The following is a 16,723-nucleotide window of genomic DNA, read 5'->3' on the forward strand; positions in this document are numbered from 1 at the left end:
TCAGCTCGCCGACAGGAACCGCCGCGCCGCCTCGACCGCCGGGCCCGACGAGCCCGCGTCGGTCACCAGCACCGCGAACGCGACGTCGTCGCGGTATCCGACGAACCAGCCGTGCGAATGGGTGCCGTCGCCGAACTGCGCGGTCCCGGTCTTGCCCCGGACCTCGCCGGACCCGGCCAGCGCGGTCGCGGTGCCCGCGGTGACCACCTCGCGCATCATCTGCCGGAGCTGGTCCAGGGACTGCGGCGACGGCGGCTGCGGGGTGGCGTCGGCCTTGGTCTGCGCGCCCCGGATCAGCGAGGGCACCGGCATCCGCCCGTTCGCGATCGAGGCGGTGACCAGCGCCATGCCGAACGGGCTGGCCAGCACCGTGCCCTGGCCGATGCCGTTCTCCGCCCGCTGCACCGCGGTGTCGGCCGGGGGCACCTTGCCGGTGATCGTCGTCGCGCCCGGCATCTCGAAGTCCACGCCGAGCCCGAGCTGGTGCGCGGAGTCGGTCAGCGCCTGCGCGGGCAGGTCGACCGCCAGCTGCGCGAACGTGGTGTTGCAGGACCGCGCGAACGCCGTGTGCAGCGGCACCCGGCCGAGGTCGAACTCCTTGTCGTTGGGCAACACCCGGCCGTCGAAGGTCTTCTTGGCCGGGCAGTCCACCTGGGTGCCGACGTCGACCTTGCCCGCTTCCAGCCCGGCCGTCGCGGTCACCGTCTTGAACGTCGAACCGGGCGGGTACTGGCCGGACAGCGCCACCGGCCCCTGCGCGTCGGCCGCCGAGTTCTGCGCGACCGCGAGCACCTCGCCGGTGGAGGGCTGCAGGGCCACCAGCATCGACGCCTGCGGGATCTGGTCCACCGCCTGCTCGGCGGCCCGCTGGGTGCGGTCGCCGAGGGTCACCGCGATCGGCTCGACCGGCCGCTCGGCGACGCGGTGCAGCTCGGCCGCCTCGTTCCCGGCCGCGTCCACCACCACGACCCGCCACCCGGCGTTGGCCGCGACCTGCTCGTCGGACTTGCGGGCCACCCCGGCCAGCACCTGCGAGCCGTAGCCGCGCTCGGCGGCGACCAGCCGGGTCTGCGCCGGGAAGCGCACCCCGGGCAGCTCGTAGATCTGCCCCTTGACCTGCTCGTAGTCGCCCTGCCGGAGGGTCACCACCGGGTACGGCTGGCCCGGCGGCGTGCGGCCGACCCCGTCCATGATGGACTGCTGGGTGATCGCCGGTTCGATGGCGCTCAGCGCGTTCGCCAGCGAGCCCGCCACCTTCGGCACGTCACCGGCCTCCTGCGGGCTCAGGCTGACCGTGACCAGCTGCTCGGGGCGCATCACCTCGACGCCGTCGCGGTCGCGCACCGGCGCCGGGTCGGGGCGCTGCTCCCGGAACGCCAGGCTCTGCCCGGCCTGCAGCTGCGGGTGCAGCACGCTCGGCGCCCAGCGGACCTTCCAGCCCTGCTCCCCCTCGGCGAGCTTGAGCTCACCGGGGTAGTTCCAGACCTTGCCCGCGCCGAAGTCCCAGGACATGTCGAACTTCGCCGTCGGCGTGCCCTGCTGGTCCTCGGCGACGTCCCGGACCGTCGCGTGCACGGCCTCCGGGGACATGGCGCGGCGCACCGCCTCCACCGCCTGTCGGGCCTGCTCGGGGTTGTCGGTCTGCGCGGCCGCGCCTGCTGCGTCCCCGGCCGCCACGGCGGTCAGGAAGGACGTCGCGACGTCCTCCTCGGACGGCCCGGTGCTGCACGACGCGAGGGGCACCAGCAGCAGGGCGGCGAGTCCGGCGAAGATCCGGGTGGAAACCATGCCCGCGAGTATGCCGAAACCAGCGGACAGATCCACCCGCCTTTTCCGCCCGGTTCGCCCCCACCTCCCGCGGCCCGCGATTTCCACGGGATCCGCGGATCACCGGCGTGTCGCACCCCGGCACGCCGACCCGCCCCGCAACTTCAATGGAAGTCGGACCCGCGATTTCCATTGAAATCGCATTGCAGGGGCCCGGGCCGGGTCAGAGCAGGACGGTGGCGAAGGAGCCGATCCGGCGGAAGCCGACCTTGCGGTAGGCCAGCCGGGCGGCGACGTTGTAGTCGTTGACGTACAGGCTCGCGGTGCGGCCGAGGCCGCGCACCAGGCGGTCGGCGACCGCGGCGGTGCCCGCCGTGCCCAGGCCGGTGCTGCGGCGGTCCGGGTGCACCCAGACGCCCTGGATCTGGCCGACGGTGCGGGACAGCGCGCCGATCTCGGCCTTGAACACCACCTCGCCGCCCTCGAAGCGGGCGAACGCCCGGCCGCTGGCGATCAGGTCGGCCACCCGCGCCCGGTAGCTGGCCGCGCCGCCGTCGCTGCACGGGTCCACGCCCACCTCCTCGGTGAACATGGCGATCGCCGCGGGCAGGTAGCGCTCCAGCTCGTCCGGGCGGACCTGGCGCACCAGCGGGTCCGGGGCGACGTGCGGCGATTCCGCCAGCACCATCAGCGGCTGCTCGGCGCGGACCTCCCGGGCCGGTCCCCACTGCGCGGCGACCTCGTCCCACAGCGCCAGCACCTGCTCGGTCGGGCCGACCAGCGAGGAGCACACCCGGCGGCGGCGCAGCGCCCGATCGGCGAAGGCGCGCATCGCGTCCGGCCCGCCGCGCAGCGGGATCAGGTTCGCCCCGGAGAAGCACATGCCGGTCAGCTTGCTGCCGTAGCCCCACAGCTCACCGCCGAGGCGCAGCGGGTGGATGCCCGCCTCCTCGACGCGCGCGGCGACCATGCAGGCCGCGACCGGAGCGGAATCCAGCACGGAGCGGACCAGCATCGCGTCCCGCTCCTCCAACAGCCGTGCACCGGCGAGCTTGAGCACCTGCCAAGACTGCCAGAAACGCCTGCCCGGCAACTCCCCCGGCCGGGACGCGCCACACCCGGAGAGCCCGCGCTCACCCATTCGGAGTAGCCCGGTAGGCGGAACCGCCCGGAACCCGATCGCCCGAGCCCGGGACGCAGCCGATCGGCCGCCCCCGAACCGGGGACGGCCGACCTCGCGAACTCAACCGACCGTCACGACCGGAGCGTCACCGTCCGCGGGCTCCATGTCCTCGGCGATCCGCATGGCCTCCTCGATCAGCGTCTCGACGATCTTGTGCTCGGGGACGGTCTTGATGACCTCGCCCTTGACGAAGATCTGCCCCTTGCCGTTGCCGGACGCGACACCCAGGTCCGCCTCGCGGGCCTCGCCCGGCCCGTTGACGACGCAGCCCATCACCGCGACGCGCAGCGGGACCTCCATGCCCTCCAGCCCGGCGGTCACCTCGTCGGCGAGCTTGTAGACGTCGACCTGGGCGCGGCCGCAGGACGGGCAGGAGACGATCTCCAGCTTGCGCGGGCGCAGGTTCAGCGACTGCAGGATCTGCGCGCCGACCTTGATCTCCTCCACCGGCGGCGCGGACAGCGAGACCCGGATGGTGTCGCCGATGCCCTGCCGCAGCAGCGCGCCGAAGGCGACCGCGGACTTGATCGTGCCCTGGAAGGCCGGACCGGCCTCGGTGACGCCGAGGTGCAGCGGGTAGTCGCACTGCTCGGCCAGGATCTCGTAGGCGCGCACCATCACGACCGGGTCGTTGTGCTTCACCGAGATCTTCAGGTCGTGGAAGTCGTGCTCGGCGAACAGGCTCGCCTCCCACAGCGCCGACTCGGCCAGCGCCTCCGGGGTGGCCTTGCCGTACTTCTGCATCAGCCGCGGGTCCAGCGAACCGGCGTTGACGCCGATCCGGATCGGCGTGCCGTGGTCCTTGGCGGCCTGCGCGATCTCCTTGACCTTGTCGTCGAACTTCTTGATGTTGCCCGGGTTGACCCGCACCGCGGCGCACCCGGCCTCGATCGCCGCGAAGACGTACTTCGGCTGGAAGTGGATGTCGGCGATGACGGGGATCTTCGACTTCTGCGCGATCGCGGGCAGCGCCTCGGCGTCGTCCGCGCTGGGGCAGGCCACCCGGACGATGTCGCACCCGGCGGCGGTCAGCTCGGCGATCTGCTGCAGCGTGCTGTTGATGTCCGCGGTGACGGTCGTGGTCATGCTCTGCACGGAGATGGGGAACTCGCTGCCCACTCCGACCGCCCCGACCTGCAACTGCCGGGTCTTGCGCCGTTCCGCGAGCACCGGAGCGGGAGCCGCGGGCATGCCCAGATCGACGGTCATCGAAACCTCTCCACCTCTTCTGGTGTTCTTCGGCGGCTGCCACCGCCCGCGCTCCACGATACCGGCGAGGCTTCATCCGGCTGGACGTCACGGTGGTAGGACGGATCACGTTGGGTGATCGTCTCGGGGGTCAAGGTCGCGTTCAGCGCAATTCCACCCGGTGATCGTCACTCGTTCGCCGAAGCTCCGGAAGCCCCGGCCGAGCGGCCGTCGGCACCGCTGACCCCACTTCTGCCCCACCGCAAGCCGTCACCCGACCGTGCCCAATCCGCCCCGTACCGCCCACGAGCACCAACGCACCCGCGAGCGCGCTGGGACCAGCGCACTCGCGGGCCCGCGCTAGAACAACTTGACCGGGTTCACCACGTCGGCGACCAGGACGAGCAGCGAGTACGCGATGAAGACGAGGCTTATCGCGTAGGCCAGCGGCATGAGGCGGGCCGTGTCGAACGGGCCCGGGTCCGGGCGCCGGACCAGCTTGGCGAAGCCGCGCCGGATCGACTCCCACAGCGCACCGGCGATGTGGCCGCCGTCCAGCGGCAGCAGCGGCAGCATGTTGAACACGAACAGCGAGAGGTTCACCCCGGCCAGCAGGTTGAACATCAGCATGATCCGGCCGTCCACGCTGATCTCGTCCGAGGACAGCACCTCGCCGCCCAGCCGGCTGGCGCCGACGATGCCCACCGGCGAGTCCTGGTGGCGTTCGCCACCGAAGATCGCCGAGACCAGGTCCGGCACCCGCTGCGGCAGCTCGATGACCTTCTGCGCGGTCAGGCTGACGAACCCGCCGATGGTGCTCACCACACCGCCGACGTCCTGCTTGGCCAGCACCTGCGTCGGGCTCAGCCCGAGGAAGCCGACCGTCTCGTACTCGCTGGGCGAGTTCAGCTTCGGCATCTGGTTCTGCATCAGGTTCGGGGTCAGCGTGACCCGCTGGCCGTCGCGCTCGACGACCACCGGCACCGGCCCGGTCGACTGGCGGATGGCCAGCTGCAGGTCGGCCCAGGTGGTGTAGGGCTTGCCGTTGAACTCCACGATCCGGTCGCCGGGCCGGAACCCGGCCTCCGCGGCCGGGGCCTGCTTCGCGCCGGGCGGGCAGACGTCCTTGTTCGGCGCGTCGGCGGGCAGCACGCACTCGCTGACCGAGGCGACCGTGGTGGTCGGGGTGTAGAGGCCGTGGCCCATCAGGATCGCGGCGAAGATGCCGATCGCCAGGATGAGGTTCATCACCGGCCCGGCCATCATCACGACGACCCGCTTCCACGGGCTGCGCTGGTAGAACTGCCGGTGCGCGTCCTCGGGGGTGATCTCCTCGGCCGACATCTGCCGGGCGTCCTCGACCATCGCCCGGAACGGCGAGGAGGAGCGGGTGGTCCCGTACTTCTCGTCCTTCTTCGGCGGGAACATGCCGATCATCCGGATGTAGCCGCCGAACGGGATCAGCTTGACGCCGTACTCGGTCTCCCCCTTCTTGCGGGACCAGATGGTGCGGCCGAAGCCGACCATGTACTGGGTGACCTTGATCCCGAACAGCTTCGCCGCCGCGAGGTGGCCCAGCTCGTGCCACGCGATGGAGAACAGCAGCCCGAAGAAGAAGATCACGATGCCAATGACGACCAGCATCCGCTACTCCGCCTTCCCCGCGGCCACCAGCTCGTTCGCCCTGGTGCGCGCCCAGTCCTCGGCCGCGAAGACCTCGTCCAAGCTCGTCGGCGCGGACCGCCACTGGTCGGCCCCGGCGAGCACATCACCCACAGTCTGCACGATTCCGGTGAAGCCGAGTCGGCCGTCGACGAATGCCGCCAGCGCCTCCTCGTTGGCCGCGTTGTAGATGGCGGGCAGGCATCCGCCGCCGGAACCGGCCGCGCGCGCCAGCTCGATGGCCGGGAACGCCTCGTCGTCGACCGGTTCGAAGGTCCACTCCTGCGCCCGGGAGAAGTCCAGCGCCGAGGCGGCCCCGGGCACCCGGCGCGGCCACTCCAGGCTCATCGCGATCGGGATCCGCATGTTCGGCGGGCTGGCCTGGGCGATCGTGGAGCCGTCCACGTAGGTGACCATCGAGTGCACGATGGACTGCGGGTGCACCGCCACCTCGATGCGGTCGTAGCCGACGCCGAACAGCAGGTGCGCCTCGATCAGCTCCAGGCCCTTGTTCACCAGGGTCGCCGAGTTGATGGTGACCACGTTGCCCATCGACCAGGTCGGGTGCGCCAGCGCCTGCTGCACCGTGACGTCGACCAGCTCGTCGCGCTTGCGGCCGCGGAACGGCCCGCCGGAGGCGGTCAGCACCAGCTTCTCGACCTCCTCGGACCGCCCGCCGAGCAGGCACTGCGCGAGCGCCGAGTGCTCGGAGTCGACCGGCACGATCTGCCCGGGCGCGGCCTGGTCCAGCACCAGCGAACCGCCCGCGATCAGCGATTCCTTGTTCGCCAGCGCCAGCTGGGCGCCGGTGGCCAGCGCGGCCAGGGTGGGCTTGAGGCCGCGGGACCCGTCGACGCCGTTGAGCACCACGTCGGCGGGGGCGGACTCGATGAGCTCGGTCACCGCGTCGGGCCCGGCCAGCAGCCTGGGCAGCGGGAACTCGCCGGCGGCGTAGCCGCGCCGCTGGGCCTCGGCGTAGAGGGCGAGCTGGACGTCCTCGGCGGCGGTGCCCCTGGCCACCGCGACGACCGGGACCTGGAACTCCAGCGCCTGCGCGGCCAGCGTCCGCGGATCGCTGCCGCCCGCGGCCAGGCCTGCGACCCGGAAGCGGTCCGGGTTCTGCCGGATCACGTCCAGCGCCTGGGTGCCGATGGATCCGGTCGAGCCGAGCACCAGGACGGTGCGGGGGCCGGGAGCGCTCTGTTTCGGGGTGTCGGCGTGCATCGTCGCCATTGTCCCCGAAGGAGGTGAGGAGAGGTCGCTCGCGGTGCACAAATCACGATCGGGGGTCACGATCTGGCCATCGGTCGTTGCACGGAGGAGGTCGGCCATGGGAATCATCGGATGGATCGTTCTCGGGCTCATCGTGGGCGCGCTGGCCAAGGCGATCATGCCCGGAAAGGACGGCGGCGGGATCCTCGTCACGATGCTGCTCGGAGTCGTCGGCGCCTTCGTCGGCGGGCTGATCGGCAACTGGATCTTCGGGGTGGGCATCGACCGGTTCTGGTCGCTGAGCACCTGGATCCTGGCCGTCGTGGGTTCGCTGATCGTGCTGGGCGTCTACCGGGCGATCATCGGCCGCAAGTCGGTCACGCGCGGTTGACCGCGCGGCGGGGTGTCGCGGAAGCCGCTTCCGCGACACCCTTTTCGCTGCTCGCGCCGAGACGGGCGGACGCCGCCGCATCGATGGCGTGTGCGAGGATGGGGCGCGTGGATCGCCGGTCGGTGGTTCGCGCTTCGAGCATCATCATCCGGCCCCGCGCGGCCGGGCGTGGCACCAGGAGGGGAACGTGGCGAGCACCGAGCTGGAGAAGAAGCCCAGCCAGGCCATCGACCCGGCCGATGAACCGTCGGTCGAGTGGGGCTGGCACGGCGGTTTCCCGAAGGCGACGCAGGTCGCCGGGTGGTTCTCCGTCTTCGCGTGCCTGATCATGCTGATCGGCAACCACCAGGGCATCCTCAGCGGCGGCGGTCACTTCAAGACCGAGGACGCCTGGCTGATCATCATCGCGGTGGTGCTGGTCATCGGCCTGCTGATCGACCTGCGCCGCAAGAAGACCGCTTGGCGCCGCTGACCCGAGAGCACGAGAACGCCGCCCCGGACTTCCGGAGGCGGCGTTCTTGCGTTCGGGGCTGAACCTTCCGGTCCCGGCGTCCCGTGTTGGTGGTGTCGTGAGTGCACAACCGCGCCCGCGCACTCACGACACCTAATCTTCAGACCGCGATGCCGGTCAGGACCGTGACGTGCTCCTGGGTCAGGTCGAGCATCGCGGCGTGCACGCCCTCGCGGCCGACGCCGGACTCCTTGACGCCGCCGTAGGGCATCTGGTCGGCGCGGAAGCTCGGCACGTCGCCGATGATCACGCCGCCGACCTCCAGCTCCGCCGCGGCGCGGAAGGCCAGCTGCAGGTCGCGGGTGAACACCCCGGCCTGCAGGCCGTAGCGGGAGGCGTTGACCTTCTCGAACGCCTCGTCCACCGAGTCCACCGGCGCGAGCACCAGCAGCGGGCCGAAGACCTCCTCGCAGGAGACCTTCGCGTCCTCCGGGACACCGGTGAGCACGGTCGGCGCGAAGGTGGCGCCCTCGCGGGTGCCGCCGGTGAGCACCTCGGCGCCCGCTTCGACGGCCTCGCCCACCCACGCCTCCAGGCGCGCGGCGGCGTCCTCGTTGATCATCGGGCCGACCTTGGTCGCCGGGTCCTTCGGGTCCCCGGTGACCTGCGCCTCGACCGCCTTCACCACGCGGGCGGCCAGGTCGTCGTAGACGTCGCGGTGGGCGTAGACGCGCTGCACCGAGATGCAGGACTGCCCGGCCTGGTACATCGCGAAGGTCGCGATCCGGTCCGCGGCGAAGTCCAGGTCCGTCCAGGTCGGGTCGACGACCACCGCGGCGTTGCCACCGAGCTCGAGGGTCACGTGCTTGCGCGGCGCGGCGTCGCGGATGCCCCAGCCGACCGGGCCGGACCCGGTGAAGGACACCACCGGCAGCCGCGGGTCGGCGACCAGCTCGGCGGCCTTCTCGTTGCTGGTGGTCAGCACCGACCAGGATCCGGCGGGCAACTCGGTCTCGGCCAGGATCTCGCCCAGCACCAGCGCGGACAGCGGCGTCTTCGGCGCGGGCTTGAGCACGATCGGCGTGCCGACCGCCAGCGCCGGGGCGACCTTGTGCGCGACCAGGTTGAGCGGGAAGTTGAACGGGGCGATGCCGAGCACGGGGCCGCGCGGGACGCGGCGGACCAGCGCCATCCGGCCGGTGCCGCCGGGATCGGTGTCCAGCCGCTGCAGGTCGCCGGAGAACCGCCGGGCCTCCTCCGCGCCCCACCGGAAGGTGGAGACGGCGCGGGCCACCTCGCCGCGGGCCCAGCTGATCGGCTTGCCGTTCTCGGCGGTGATCAGCTGCGCGATCTCCTCGGCCCGCTCCTCGAGCCGCCGGGTCACGTGGTCCAGCGCGGCCGCGCGCACGTGCGCGGGCGTGGTGGCGAACTCGCGGCGCACCGCGTCCGCCGCGGCCACGGCGCGCTCCACGTCGGCGTCGGTGGCGTAGCACGTGGTGGCGACCGGCGTGCCGTCGTAGGGGTGCCGCACCTCGAACGTCGCGTCGTTGGTGACCCGCTCCCCCGCGACCCAGTTCCCGATGACCGATGACATCGGCTGCCTCCTGTCGTATCCGATCCTGCCCAGACGCTACGACCGAACCCGATCGCCCAGCACTGCCAATCCGTCCACCGGCACCGCTGGCGCTGTCCAAACCGTCAGGGCTCGCGGGCGAACGCCGCGCAGCCCGGGCACTCGTCGAGGTACCGGTGGCGGCACTCGACGGTGTGCTGGAGGAAGGTGATCACCGCCCGCCTGCTGGCCACCTCGTCCTCGAGCGCGGCGATCTTCGCCCTGACCACCGCTTGCGCCGCCTCCTTCGTCGGCGCCATGGCGGCGATGACCTCCGGCAGGGAGAGCCCCGCCCGCCGCAGCTTCAGCACCGTGCGGGCCTGCTCCAGGGCCTCGTCGTCGTAAACCCGGTAGCCCTTGCCGTCGCGGCGCGGGGTGAGAGCTCCGACCTGCTCCCAGTGGCGCAGCACGTGCGCCTCGATCCCCAGCTCGGCGGCCACTTCCCCGATCGTCCGCAACGCGACCTTGCCTTCATGCCGACCTGAACCCATAGCGTCCCCAGCATGACCGAAAACCCCCGCACCGCGGACACCTCCCGGATCCTCGTCACCGGCGCGACCGGCAACCTGGGGCGCGAAGTCGTCGACCAGCTCGTCGCACGCGGCGCGCGCGTGCGGTGCCTCCACCGCCGCCCGGCAGCCGCCCGCCCCGGCGTGGAGTCGGTGGTCGGCGACCTGACCGCCCCGGAAGCTCTCCGGGAGGCGCTGACCGGAGTCGACGCCGTCTTCCTGATCTGGCCGCTGCTCGACGCCACCCCGGTCCGCACCGTGCTCCCGGAGCTGATCCGCGCTGCTCCGCGCGTCGTCCACCTCTCGTCGTCGGCCGTCGACGACGACCGCGCCCGGCAGACCGACCCGATCGTCCAAGTGCACGCGGACGTGGAAGCGCTGCTCACCGATGCCGGGTTGCGCCCAGTGGTGCTCCGCTGCGACACGCTGGCCTCCAACGTCCGCGGCTGGACCGCGCAGCTGCGGGCGGGCGATGTGGTGGCCGGGCCGGACATCGCGCGGACACCGGTGGTCGACGAGCGCGACGTCGCGGCAGCTGCGGCGGCCGTCCTGCTCGCCGACGACGACCGCTTCGGCCGCGGACCGCACGTGCTCACCGGTCCGGAGGTGCTCAGCCGCGCCGACCAGGTCGCCCAGCTCGGCGCCGCGCTGGGGCGTCGGCTGCGCTTCGAACCGGTCCCGACCGATCTCGCGCGCTCGCGGATGCTTGCCGACGGTCGTCCCGAAGTGCTGGTGGAGGCGCTGATCGCTGCCGCCGAGCACCGGCCGGAGTCGACCCGCACCACCGACTGCGTGCAGCGGCTCACCGGCCGTCCACCCCGGACGTTCGCGCAGTGGGCCGCCGACCACGCCGCCGAGTTCCGCTGACCGGTGGCGCCCATGCGGCCCGCCGCGGGTTCTCAGACGTCGCCTGGCGAGGACAGCCCGTGTTGGACAACGGGCTCCCGCAGCCAGGCGGCGTCTGAGGTTCCGCTACCGGCGCCGCCGCGCAGAACGAGCCGGGAATTTCGTTCTGTCAGGTGTGGCTGTGCATGACGTGCTTGATGCGGGTGTAGTCCTCGAAGCCGTAGCGGGAGAGGTCCTTGCCGTAGCCCGAGTGCTTGAAGCCGCCGTGCGGCATCTCCGCGACCAGGACCATGTGCGTGTTCACCCACACGCAGCCGAAGTCCAGGTCCGCCGTGCAGCGCTGGGCCCGGCCGTGGTCTCGGGTCCAGACGCTGGAGGCCAGGGCGTAGTCCACGCCGTTGGCCAGGCTGAGGGCCTCCGCCTCGTCGGCGAACGGCTGGACGGTCAGCACCGGGCCGAAGATCTCCTCCTGCACCACCTCGTCGTCCTGGCGGACGCCCGCGAGCACCGTCGGCGCGAAGAAGCAGCCCTCGTCGCCGATCCGCTCGCCGCCGACGAGCACCTGGGCGTGCTCGGGCAGGCGGCCGATGATGCCCTGCACCCGCTCCAGCTGCGCGGCGTTGTTCAGCGGCCCCAGATCGGCGTCCACATCGGACGGTGGTCCGCAGCGCAGGGCGCGGACCTGCTCCACCAGCAGGCGGGTGAACTCCTCGGCGACGGACCGCTCCACCAGCACGCGGGTCGCCGCCGTGCAGTCCTGCCCGGCGTTGAAGGTGCCCGCGGCGGCGATGCCCGCCGCCGCTGCCGCCAGGTCCGCGTCGGCGAACACCAGCGCGGGCGCCTTCCCGCCCAGCTCCAGGTGCACCCGCTTGACGTCCTCGGCCGCGGCCGCGGCGACCTGCCGCCCGGCCCGCGTGGAGCCGGTGATCGACACCATGGCGGCGGCGGAGTTCGCGACCACGGCCTGGCCGGTCTCCCGGTCGCCGCACACCACGTTGAGCACGCCGGGCGGCAGGATCCCGGCCGCCAGCTCGGCCAGCAGCACCGCGGACACCGGCGTGGTGTCGGCGGGCTTGAGCACCACGGTGTTGCCCGCCGCGATCGCCGGGGCGATCTTCCACACCGCCATCAGCAGCGGGTAGTTCCAGGGCGCGACCTGCCCGACCACGCCGACCGGCTCGCGCCGCACGTAGGAGGTGTGCTCGGGCGCGTACTCGGCGGCGGCGGTGCCCTCCAGCACCCGCGCCGCACCGGCGAAGAACCGGATCTGGTCGACGGAGGCCTCGACCTCCTCGCTGCGGGTGGTCGCCACCGGCTTGCCGGTGTTCTCCACCTCGGCCGCGACGAACTCGTCGGCGCGGCGCTCGAGCTCGTCGGCCAGCTGCAGCAGCAGTCGCTGCCGGGTGCCGGGCGTGCTGCGCCGCCACTCCGCGAATGCGCGCCGGGCCGCGGCGTACGCCGCCTCGACGTCCTCAGCGGACGAGAGCGGCGCGGTGCCGAAGACCTTCCCGGTGCAGGGGTCGACCAGTTCGGTGGTGAGCCCGCTGCGGGCGTCCACCGCGCGGCCGTCGATGATGTTGCGGATCTGGCGCATCAGCGGCCTCCGGGCAGGATGCAGAGCAGGTCGTAGAGCACGTGCGCGGCGGCGATGCCGGTGATCTCGGCGTGGTCGTAGGCCGGGGCGACCTCCACCAGGTCCGCGCCGACCACGTTGAGGTCGGCCAACCCCCGAACCACCTCAAGCAGCTCGCGGCTGGACAGCCCACCGGCCTCCGGGGTCCCGGTGCCCGGCGCGAACGCCGGGTCCAGCACGTCGATGTCGATGGACAGGTACACCGGCCGGGAGCCGAGGCGGGCGCGGATGCGCTCGATGATGGTGTCCAGCGGGGTCCGGGCGAACTCGCGGCTGTGCACCGCCGCGAAGCCCATCCGCTCGCTCTCGTCCAGGTCGAGCTTCGAGTACAGCGGGCCGCGCAGCCCGACGTGCATGGAGTGCTCGAAGTCGATCAGGCCCTCCTCGGCGGCGCGGCGGAACGGGGTCCCGTGCGTGTAGGGCGCGCCGAAGTAGGTGTCCCAGGTGTCCAGGTGCGCGTCGAAGTGCAGCACCGCGATCGGCCCGTGCCGCTCGTGCTGCACCCGCAGCAGCGGCAGCGCGATGGTGTGGTCGCCGCCGATGGTCAGCAGCGTGCGGCGGGTGCCGGACAGCTCGCGGGCGCTGCTCTCGATGGTGCTGATGGCCTCGTCGATGTCGAACGGGTTCACCCCGACGTCACCGGCGTCGGCGACCTGCCGCGCGGCGAACGGTTCGGCGTCCATCGCCGGGTTGTACGGCCGCAGCAGCCGGGAGCTCTGCCGCACGTGGTTGGGGCCGAACCGGGCGCCGGGCCGGTAGCTGACGCCGGTGTCGAAGGGCACGCCCCAGAGCAGCACGTCGGCGTCCGGCACGTCGGCGAGCCGGGGCAGCCGCGCGAACGTGGTGTCCCCGCCGTAGCGCGGGACGCGCGTGGCGTCGACCGGACCGATCGGGTGGTTCATGCTCGTTCCTCCACTACCTCGTGAGTGCGAACACCGGCTCCAGGCGGCTTTCGCACTCACGACCTCACTGCTCGGCCGCCAGGATCTCCGCGGCCGTGCGCTTTCCGGATTCGATCGCACCGTCGATGAAGGCCCGCCAGCGGCGCGCGGTGTGCGAACCGCTGAAGTGCACCCGGCCCTCGGCCCGGCCCACGCACAGCTCGTACTTGGCGAACTGCCCGGCGCGGAACGTCGCCCAGGTGCCCTTGGAGTACTCGTCGTGCACCCAGGCGTGCGAGTGCGCGTCGAGGACCTCGGCTTCCGGCGCGAACTCCCGCACCGCGCGCTGCACGTCGGCGAGGTCGTCGGCGTCCACGCGGTCGTGCTCCGGGGCGAAGCAGACCAGCACCACACCGCGGTCGGTGGTCTTCATCGCGCCGACGTAGTCGAAGCTGGTCCCCCAGCCGAAACCGCTGATGTCCTCCGGCACGTTGCGCGCCAGCGCCCAGATCTTCTGGCCCTGACCGGCGTGGTTCTCCCGGGAGATCGCCAGCTTGTCGGCGGGCAGCGCCGGGGAGAACTCGATGTCCTGCCACACGCCGACCGGCGTCGTCATGACCACGCGGTCCGCGCGCACCACCCCGCCGTCGCAGGTGACGGTGACGCCCTCGTCGTCGGACTCGACCTTGCGCACCGGGCTGGACAGCCGCAGCTCCGCACCGCCGTCGTCGCGGATCGCCCGCGCCAGCGACGCGGTGCCGTCGACGAAGGTGAAGCCCAGCACGCTGGCCTGCACCATGCCCCACAGCGAACTGTCCATCGAGGAGCACCAGCGCAGGATGTCCAGCGCCGACCCGGTGTCCTCGCTGGCGTTGGCGCAGCCGCAGAACCAGGACATCATCAGTTCCTTGGCGTTGCCGGTCAGCCCGGCGTTCTCGGCCCACTGCCGGATCGGCACGTCCAGGTCGGCGACGTCCTGCTCGGACAGCGGCCGCGTCGGGTCGAACCGGGACGCGTCGGTGATCAGCGCCCGCACCGCGTGCTCCAGCTGCTCGTACTCCTGCGGCGGCACCGGCAGCAGGGTGTCCAGCACCTGGCCGCGGTCGGACCAGGTCATCCGGGCGGGCAGCTCGCTGTCCTCGACGGCGATGCCGTAGCGCTGCACCTCGGCCCACACGTGCGTCTGCTGCGGGACGATCCAGGTGCCGCCCATCTCCAGCCCGACGCCGTCGAAGACGTCCGGCTGGTACCAGGTGGAGCCGCCGATCCGGTCCCGCGCCTCCAGGACCAGCACGTCCTTGCCCGCTTCGCGCAGGTCGCGCGCGGCGGTGAGCCCGGCGAAACCGGCACCGATGACGACCACGTCGTAACGATCCATTGCACTTCCTCGTTCGTAGCTCGACAGATCAGACGTTCGCGGTTGCCCGCACGTCGGGTTCGGCGGGCACCGGCTGCGGACTGCCGATGCCCAGCAGCAGGTAGCTCGCGGCGGTGGCCGCGGCGGCCAGCACGAAGCTCAGGTCGATGCCGCCGGTCAGCGCCAGCAGCGGCCCCTTGTACAGCGCGGTGTCCACCGCCAGCAGCCCGACCAGCGAGCCGATCGCCCAGGCCGCCGCGGCGCGCAGGTTCCAGCCTCCCGAGTACCAGTAGATGCCGCCCCGCGAGCGCCGGTTGTAGACCTGCAGCGCGTCCGGGTCGTAAGCGCCCCGGCACCGCGCGAAGCCGATCAGGGTGATCACCGCCCACGGCGTGCCGACCGCGGTGAGCAGCAGCACGAACGCGGTCACCGCGTCCTGGGCGTCCCAGACGAAGTAGCCGAGGAACACCAGCACCGTGGAGATCGCGGAGGTCAGGACGGTCGCCTTGACCCGCGACAGCGGCGGCACGATCGCGTCCAGGTCCAGGCCCATGCTGTAGATCAGCACCCCGGCGTTGCCGATGGTGCCGAACACGCCGTTGAGCAGCAGCGGCAGCAGGAACCACAGCGGTGCGGCGGCGACGAGGGAACCGACGTAGTCGTCGGCGGCGCGGGAGGCGAAGGCGGTGAACGTGCCGAACAGCTGCGGGATCAGCAGGCCGAGCAGCATCCCGGCGCAGGTCGCGCCGAACACCGTGCCCGCGGAGTGGCGGCGCGGCGAGACGTAGCGGCTGTAGTCGCCGAGCAGCGTGATGAACGCCATCGGACCGCTGAGCCCGGCGGCCACCACGGACAGCGCCCAGGTCGGCCAGAAGTCGCCGAGCAGGTAGCCGGAGTCGGTGACCGGGCTGGTCTGGAACTGGTCGGCGTAGGCGAACAGCCCGACCGCCATCAGCAGCACGGTGCCCAGCGCGACCCACTTGCTCAGCCTGGTCAGCAGCTGGTAGCCGAAGATCGCGACCAGCACCGACAGCACGGCCAGCACCGCGTAGGTGATGCTGTGGCTGACCCCGTCGTCGGGCAGCCCGAACATCCGGTGCAGCGGGCCGACCACGGCCGCCCCGCCGGTCCACACCGTCAGCGCCGCGTAGCCCAGCGACAGCAGCAGGCCGATGACCGAGCCGATCAACCGCCCGCGCACCCCGAAGTGGCCGCCGCTGCTGGTGGACAGGTTGGTGCCGGTGCGGAAGGACACCAGCGCCAGCGGCGCGACCAGCAGGGTGCCCAGCAGCGTCCCGACGATCATCGAGGTCACGGCGGGCCAGAACTCCAGGCCGAACGAGGCGGGCAGCCAGCCGAAGATGACCACCCCGAGGCAGAGGTTCGAGCCGAGCAGGATTCCGGCGATGTCGCGGGGCCGACCGGTGCGGTCGGCGTCGGGGATGGTGTCCACGCCGTGCGTCTCGATGCTGACGGGCGCGGCCGGTCTGGGGTCCGAGGGCATTCGCAGCGGTCCCGCCTCTCCGGAATTCTCAGTGGTGGTCGCGTCCGGGATCGAGCGCACGTTTCGCGGTTTCTCGTGGCTGGGTTGCATCACGGTCCCCTGAGGTGCGGTTGAGCAGGACTCCGGTTGGCACAAGGGGTGTCATTCGTCGACCTCCGGAAACGGATCCGGTGGCCGCGCGGCACCGGAACACAGCGTGGCCCCGGTCACCCGTCGGAGGTAGTCACCGATCCTCCGAAGTCCCCCACCCCCGTTGGACGATCGCACAACGCCCCAAGATGATCGTCCGACACACGATTTCCAGGAGGTTTTCCAACCTCGTTCTGCGTGGCGGTGCCGGTAGCGGAACCTCAGCACCCGCCTGGACTCCAGGCGCCCTGCCTTATGCGTGCCAGGTCCCCCTCCGCGGCTGCGGTCCACAGACGAATGAACAAGTTCAATGGAAATCGGACGTCCGATTTCCATTGAAATCGCGGAGATCCCGACACCCCGTCGGCATGTCGGCGCACGACACGCCGTTCGACCGC

Annotated in this window: 14 protein-coding genes; 3 read left to right on the plus strand and 11 right to left on the minus strand. The window is 71.9% G+C overall.

Annotation, left to right across the window (positions count from 1 at the left end):
• From F1721_RS16085 to dxr, 5 genes are all read right to left on the minus strand, one after another.
• The gene (locus F1721_RS16085; protein WP_150067513.1) at nucleotides 1–1,788 is read right to left on the minus strand and encodes a penicillin-binding transpeptidase domain-containing protein; all 1,788 of its coding nucleotides are present in this window, start codon (nucleotides 1,786–1,788) and stop codon (nucleotides 1–3) included.
• 202 nt (nucleotides 1,789–1,990) lie between these two features.
• Nucleotides 1,991–2,827, minus strand: coding sequence for a GNAT family N-acetyltransferase (locus F1721_RS16090; RefSeq protein WP_150067514.1), 837 nt, complete (start codon nucleotides 2,825–2,827; stop codon nucleotides 1,991–1,993).
• 183 nt (nucleotides 2,828–3,010) lie between these two features.
• Entirely contained in the window at nucleotides 3,011–4,159 is a 1,149-nt protein-coding gene (gene ispG / locus F1721_RS16095; RefSeq protein WP_150067515.1) for a flavodoxin-dependent (E)-4-hydroxy-3-methylbut-2-enyl-diphosphate synthase, read from the minus strand.
• 339 nt (nucleotides 4,160–4,498) lie between these two features.
• Complete coding sequence (locus F1721_RS16100; protein ID WP_150067516.1) at nucleotides 4,499–5,782, minus strand: M50 family metallopeptidase; 1,284 nt, start codon at nucleotides 5,780–5,782, stop codon at nucleotides 4,499–4,501.
• Nucleotides 5,783–5,785: 3 nt separating this feature from the next.
• A complete protein-coding gene (gene dxr, locus F1721_RS16105; protein ID WP_150067517.1) occupies nucleotides 5,786–7,033 on the minus strand; it encodes a 1-deoxy-D-xylulose-5-phosphate reductoisomerase in 1,248 nt (415 codons plus the stop codon).
• 97 nt (nucleotides 7,034–7,130) lie between these two features.
• Here dxr and F1721_RS16110 point away from each other — a divergent pair, with 97 nt between their 5' ends.
• Nucleotides 7,131–7,403, plus strand: coding sequence for a GlsB/YeaQ/YmgE family stress response membrane protein (locus tag F1721_RS16110; protein WP_150067518.1), 273 nt, complete (start codon nucleotides 7,131–7,133; stop codon nucleotides 7,401–7,403).
• A gap of 187 nt (nucleotides 7,404–7,590) precedes the next feature.
• The gene (locus F1721_RS16115) at nucleotides 7,591–7,875 is read left to right on the plus strand and encodes a DUF2631 domain-containing protein (protein ID WP_150067519.1); all 285 of its coding nucleotides are present in this window, start codon (nucleotides 7,591–7,593) and stop codon (nucleotides 7,873–7,875) included.
• A gap of 139 nt (nucleotides 7,876–8,014) precedes the next feature.
• Here the strand turns inward: F1721_RS16115 and F1721_RS16120 are convergent, their stop codons facing one another.
• Together F1721_RS16120 and F1721_RS16125 are read right to left on the minus strand one after the other, a co-directional pair.
• Nucleotides 8,015–9,448, minus strand: coding sequence for an aldehyde dehydrogenase family protein (locus F1721_RS16120; RefSeq protein WP_150067520.1), 1,434 nt, complete (start codon nucleotides 9,446–9,448; stop codon nucleotides 8,015–8,017).
• A gap of 104 nt (nucleotides 9,449–9,552) precedes the next feature.
• Nucleotides 9,553–9,906, minus strand: coding sequence for a MerR family transcriptional regulator (locus F1721_RS16125; protein ID WP_150067521.1), 354 nt, complete (start codon nucleotides 9,904–9,906; stop codon nucleotides 9,553–9,555).
• Between the two features lie 63 nt (nucleotides 9,907–9,969).
• Between F1721_RS16125 and F1721_RS16130 the strand changes: the two genes are divergently transcribed.
• Nucleotides 9,970–10,842 (plus strand): NmrA family NAD(P)-binding protein, encoded by an 873-nt coding sequence (locus tag F1721_RS16130; protein ID WP_150067522.1) that lies wholly within the window; start codon nucleotides 9,970–9,972, stop codon nucleotides 10,840–10,842.
• 148 nt (nucleotides 10,843–10,990) lie between these two features.
• Here F1721_RS16130 and F1721_RS16135 read toward each other — a convergent pair whose 3' ends face one another.
• The 4 genes from F1721_RS16135 to F1721_RS16150 form a co-directional block, all read right to left on the minus strand.
• Nucleotides 10,991–12,415: an aminobutyraldehyde dehydrogenase gene (locus tag F1721_RS16135; RefSeq protein ID WP_150067523.1), complete on the minus strand. Its 1,425-nt coding sequence runs from the start codon at nucleotides 12,413–12,415 to the stop codon at nucleotides 10,991–10,993.
• Nucleotides 12,415–13,356 (minus strand): agmatinase, encoded by a 942-nt coding sequence (gene speB, locus F1721_RS16140; RefSeq protein ID WP_150067524.1) that lies wholly within the window; start codon nucleotides 13,354–13,356, stop codon nucleotides 12,415–12,417. The genes F1721_RS16135 and speB overlap by 1 nt, the downstream gene beginning before the upstream one ends.
• Nucleotides 13,357–13,420: 64 nt before the next feature.
• Nucleotides 13,421–14,713: a flavin monoamine oxidase family protein gene (locus tag F1721_RS16145; protein WP_150067525.1), complete on the minus strand. Its 1,293-nt coding sequence runs from the start codon at nucleotides 14,711–14,713 to the stop codon at nucleotides 13,421–13,423.
• 28 nt (nucleotides 14,714–14,741) lie between these two features.
• A complete protein-coding gene (locus F1721_RS16150; RefSeq protein ID WP_150067526.1) occupies nucleotides 14,742–16,196 on the minus strand; it encodes a purine-cytosine permease family protein in 1,455 nt (484 codons plus the stop codon).
• Nucleotides 16,197–16,723 lie beyond the last annotated feature (527 nt).

The sequence above is a fragment of the Saccharopolyspora hirsuta genome (assembly GCF_008630535.1).
Lineage (GTDB): Bacteria > Actinomycetota > Actinomycetes > Mycobacteriales > Pseudonocardiaceae > Saccharopolyspora > Saccharopolyspora hirsuta.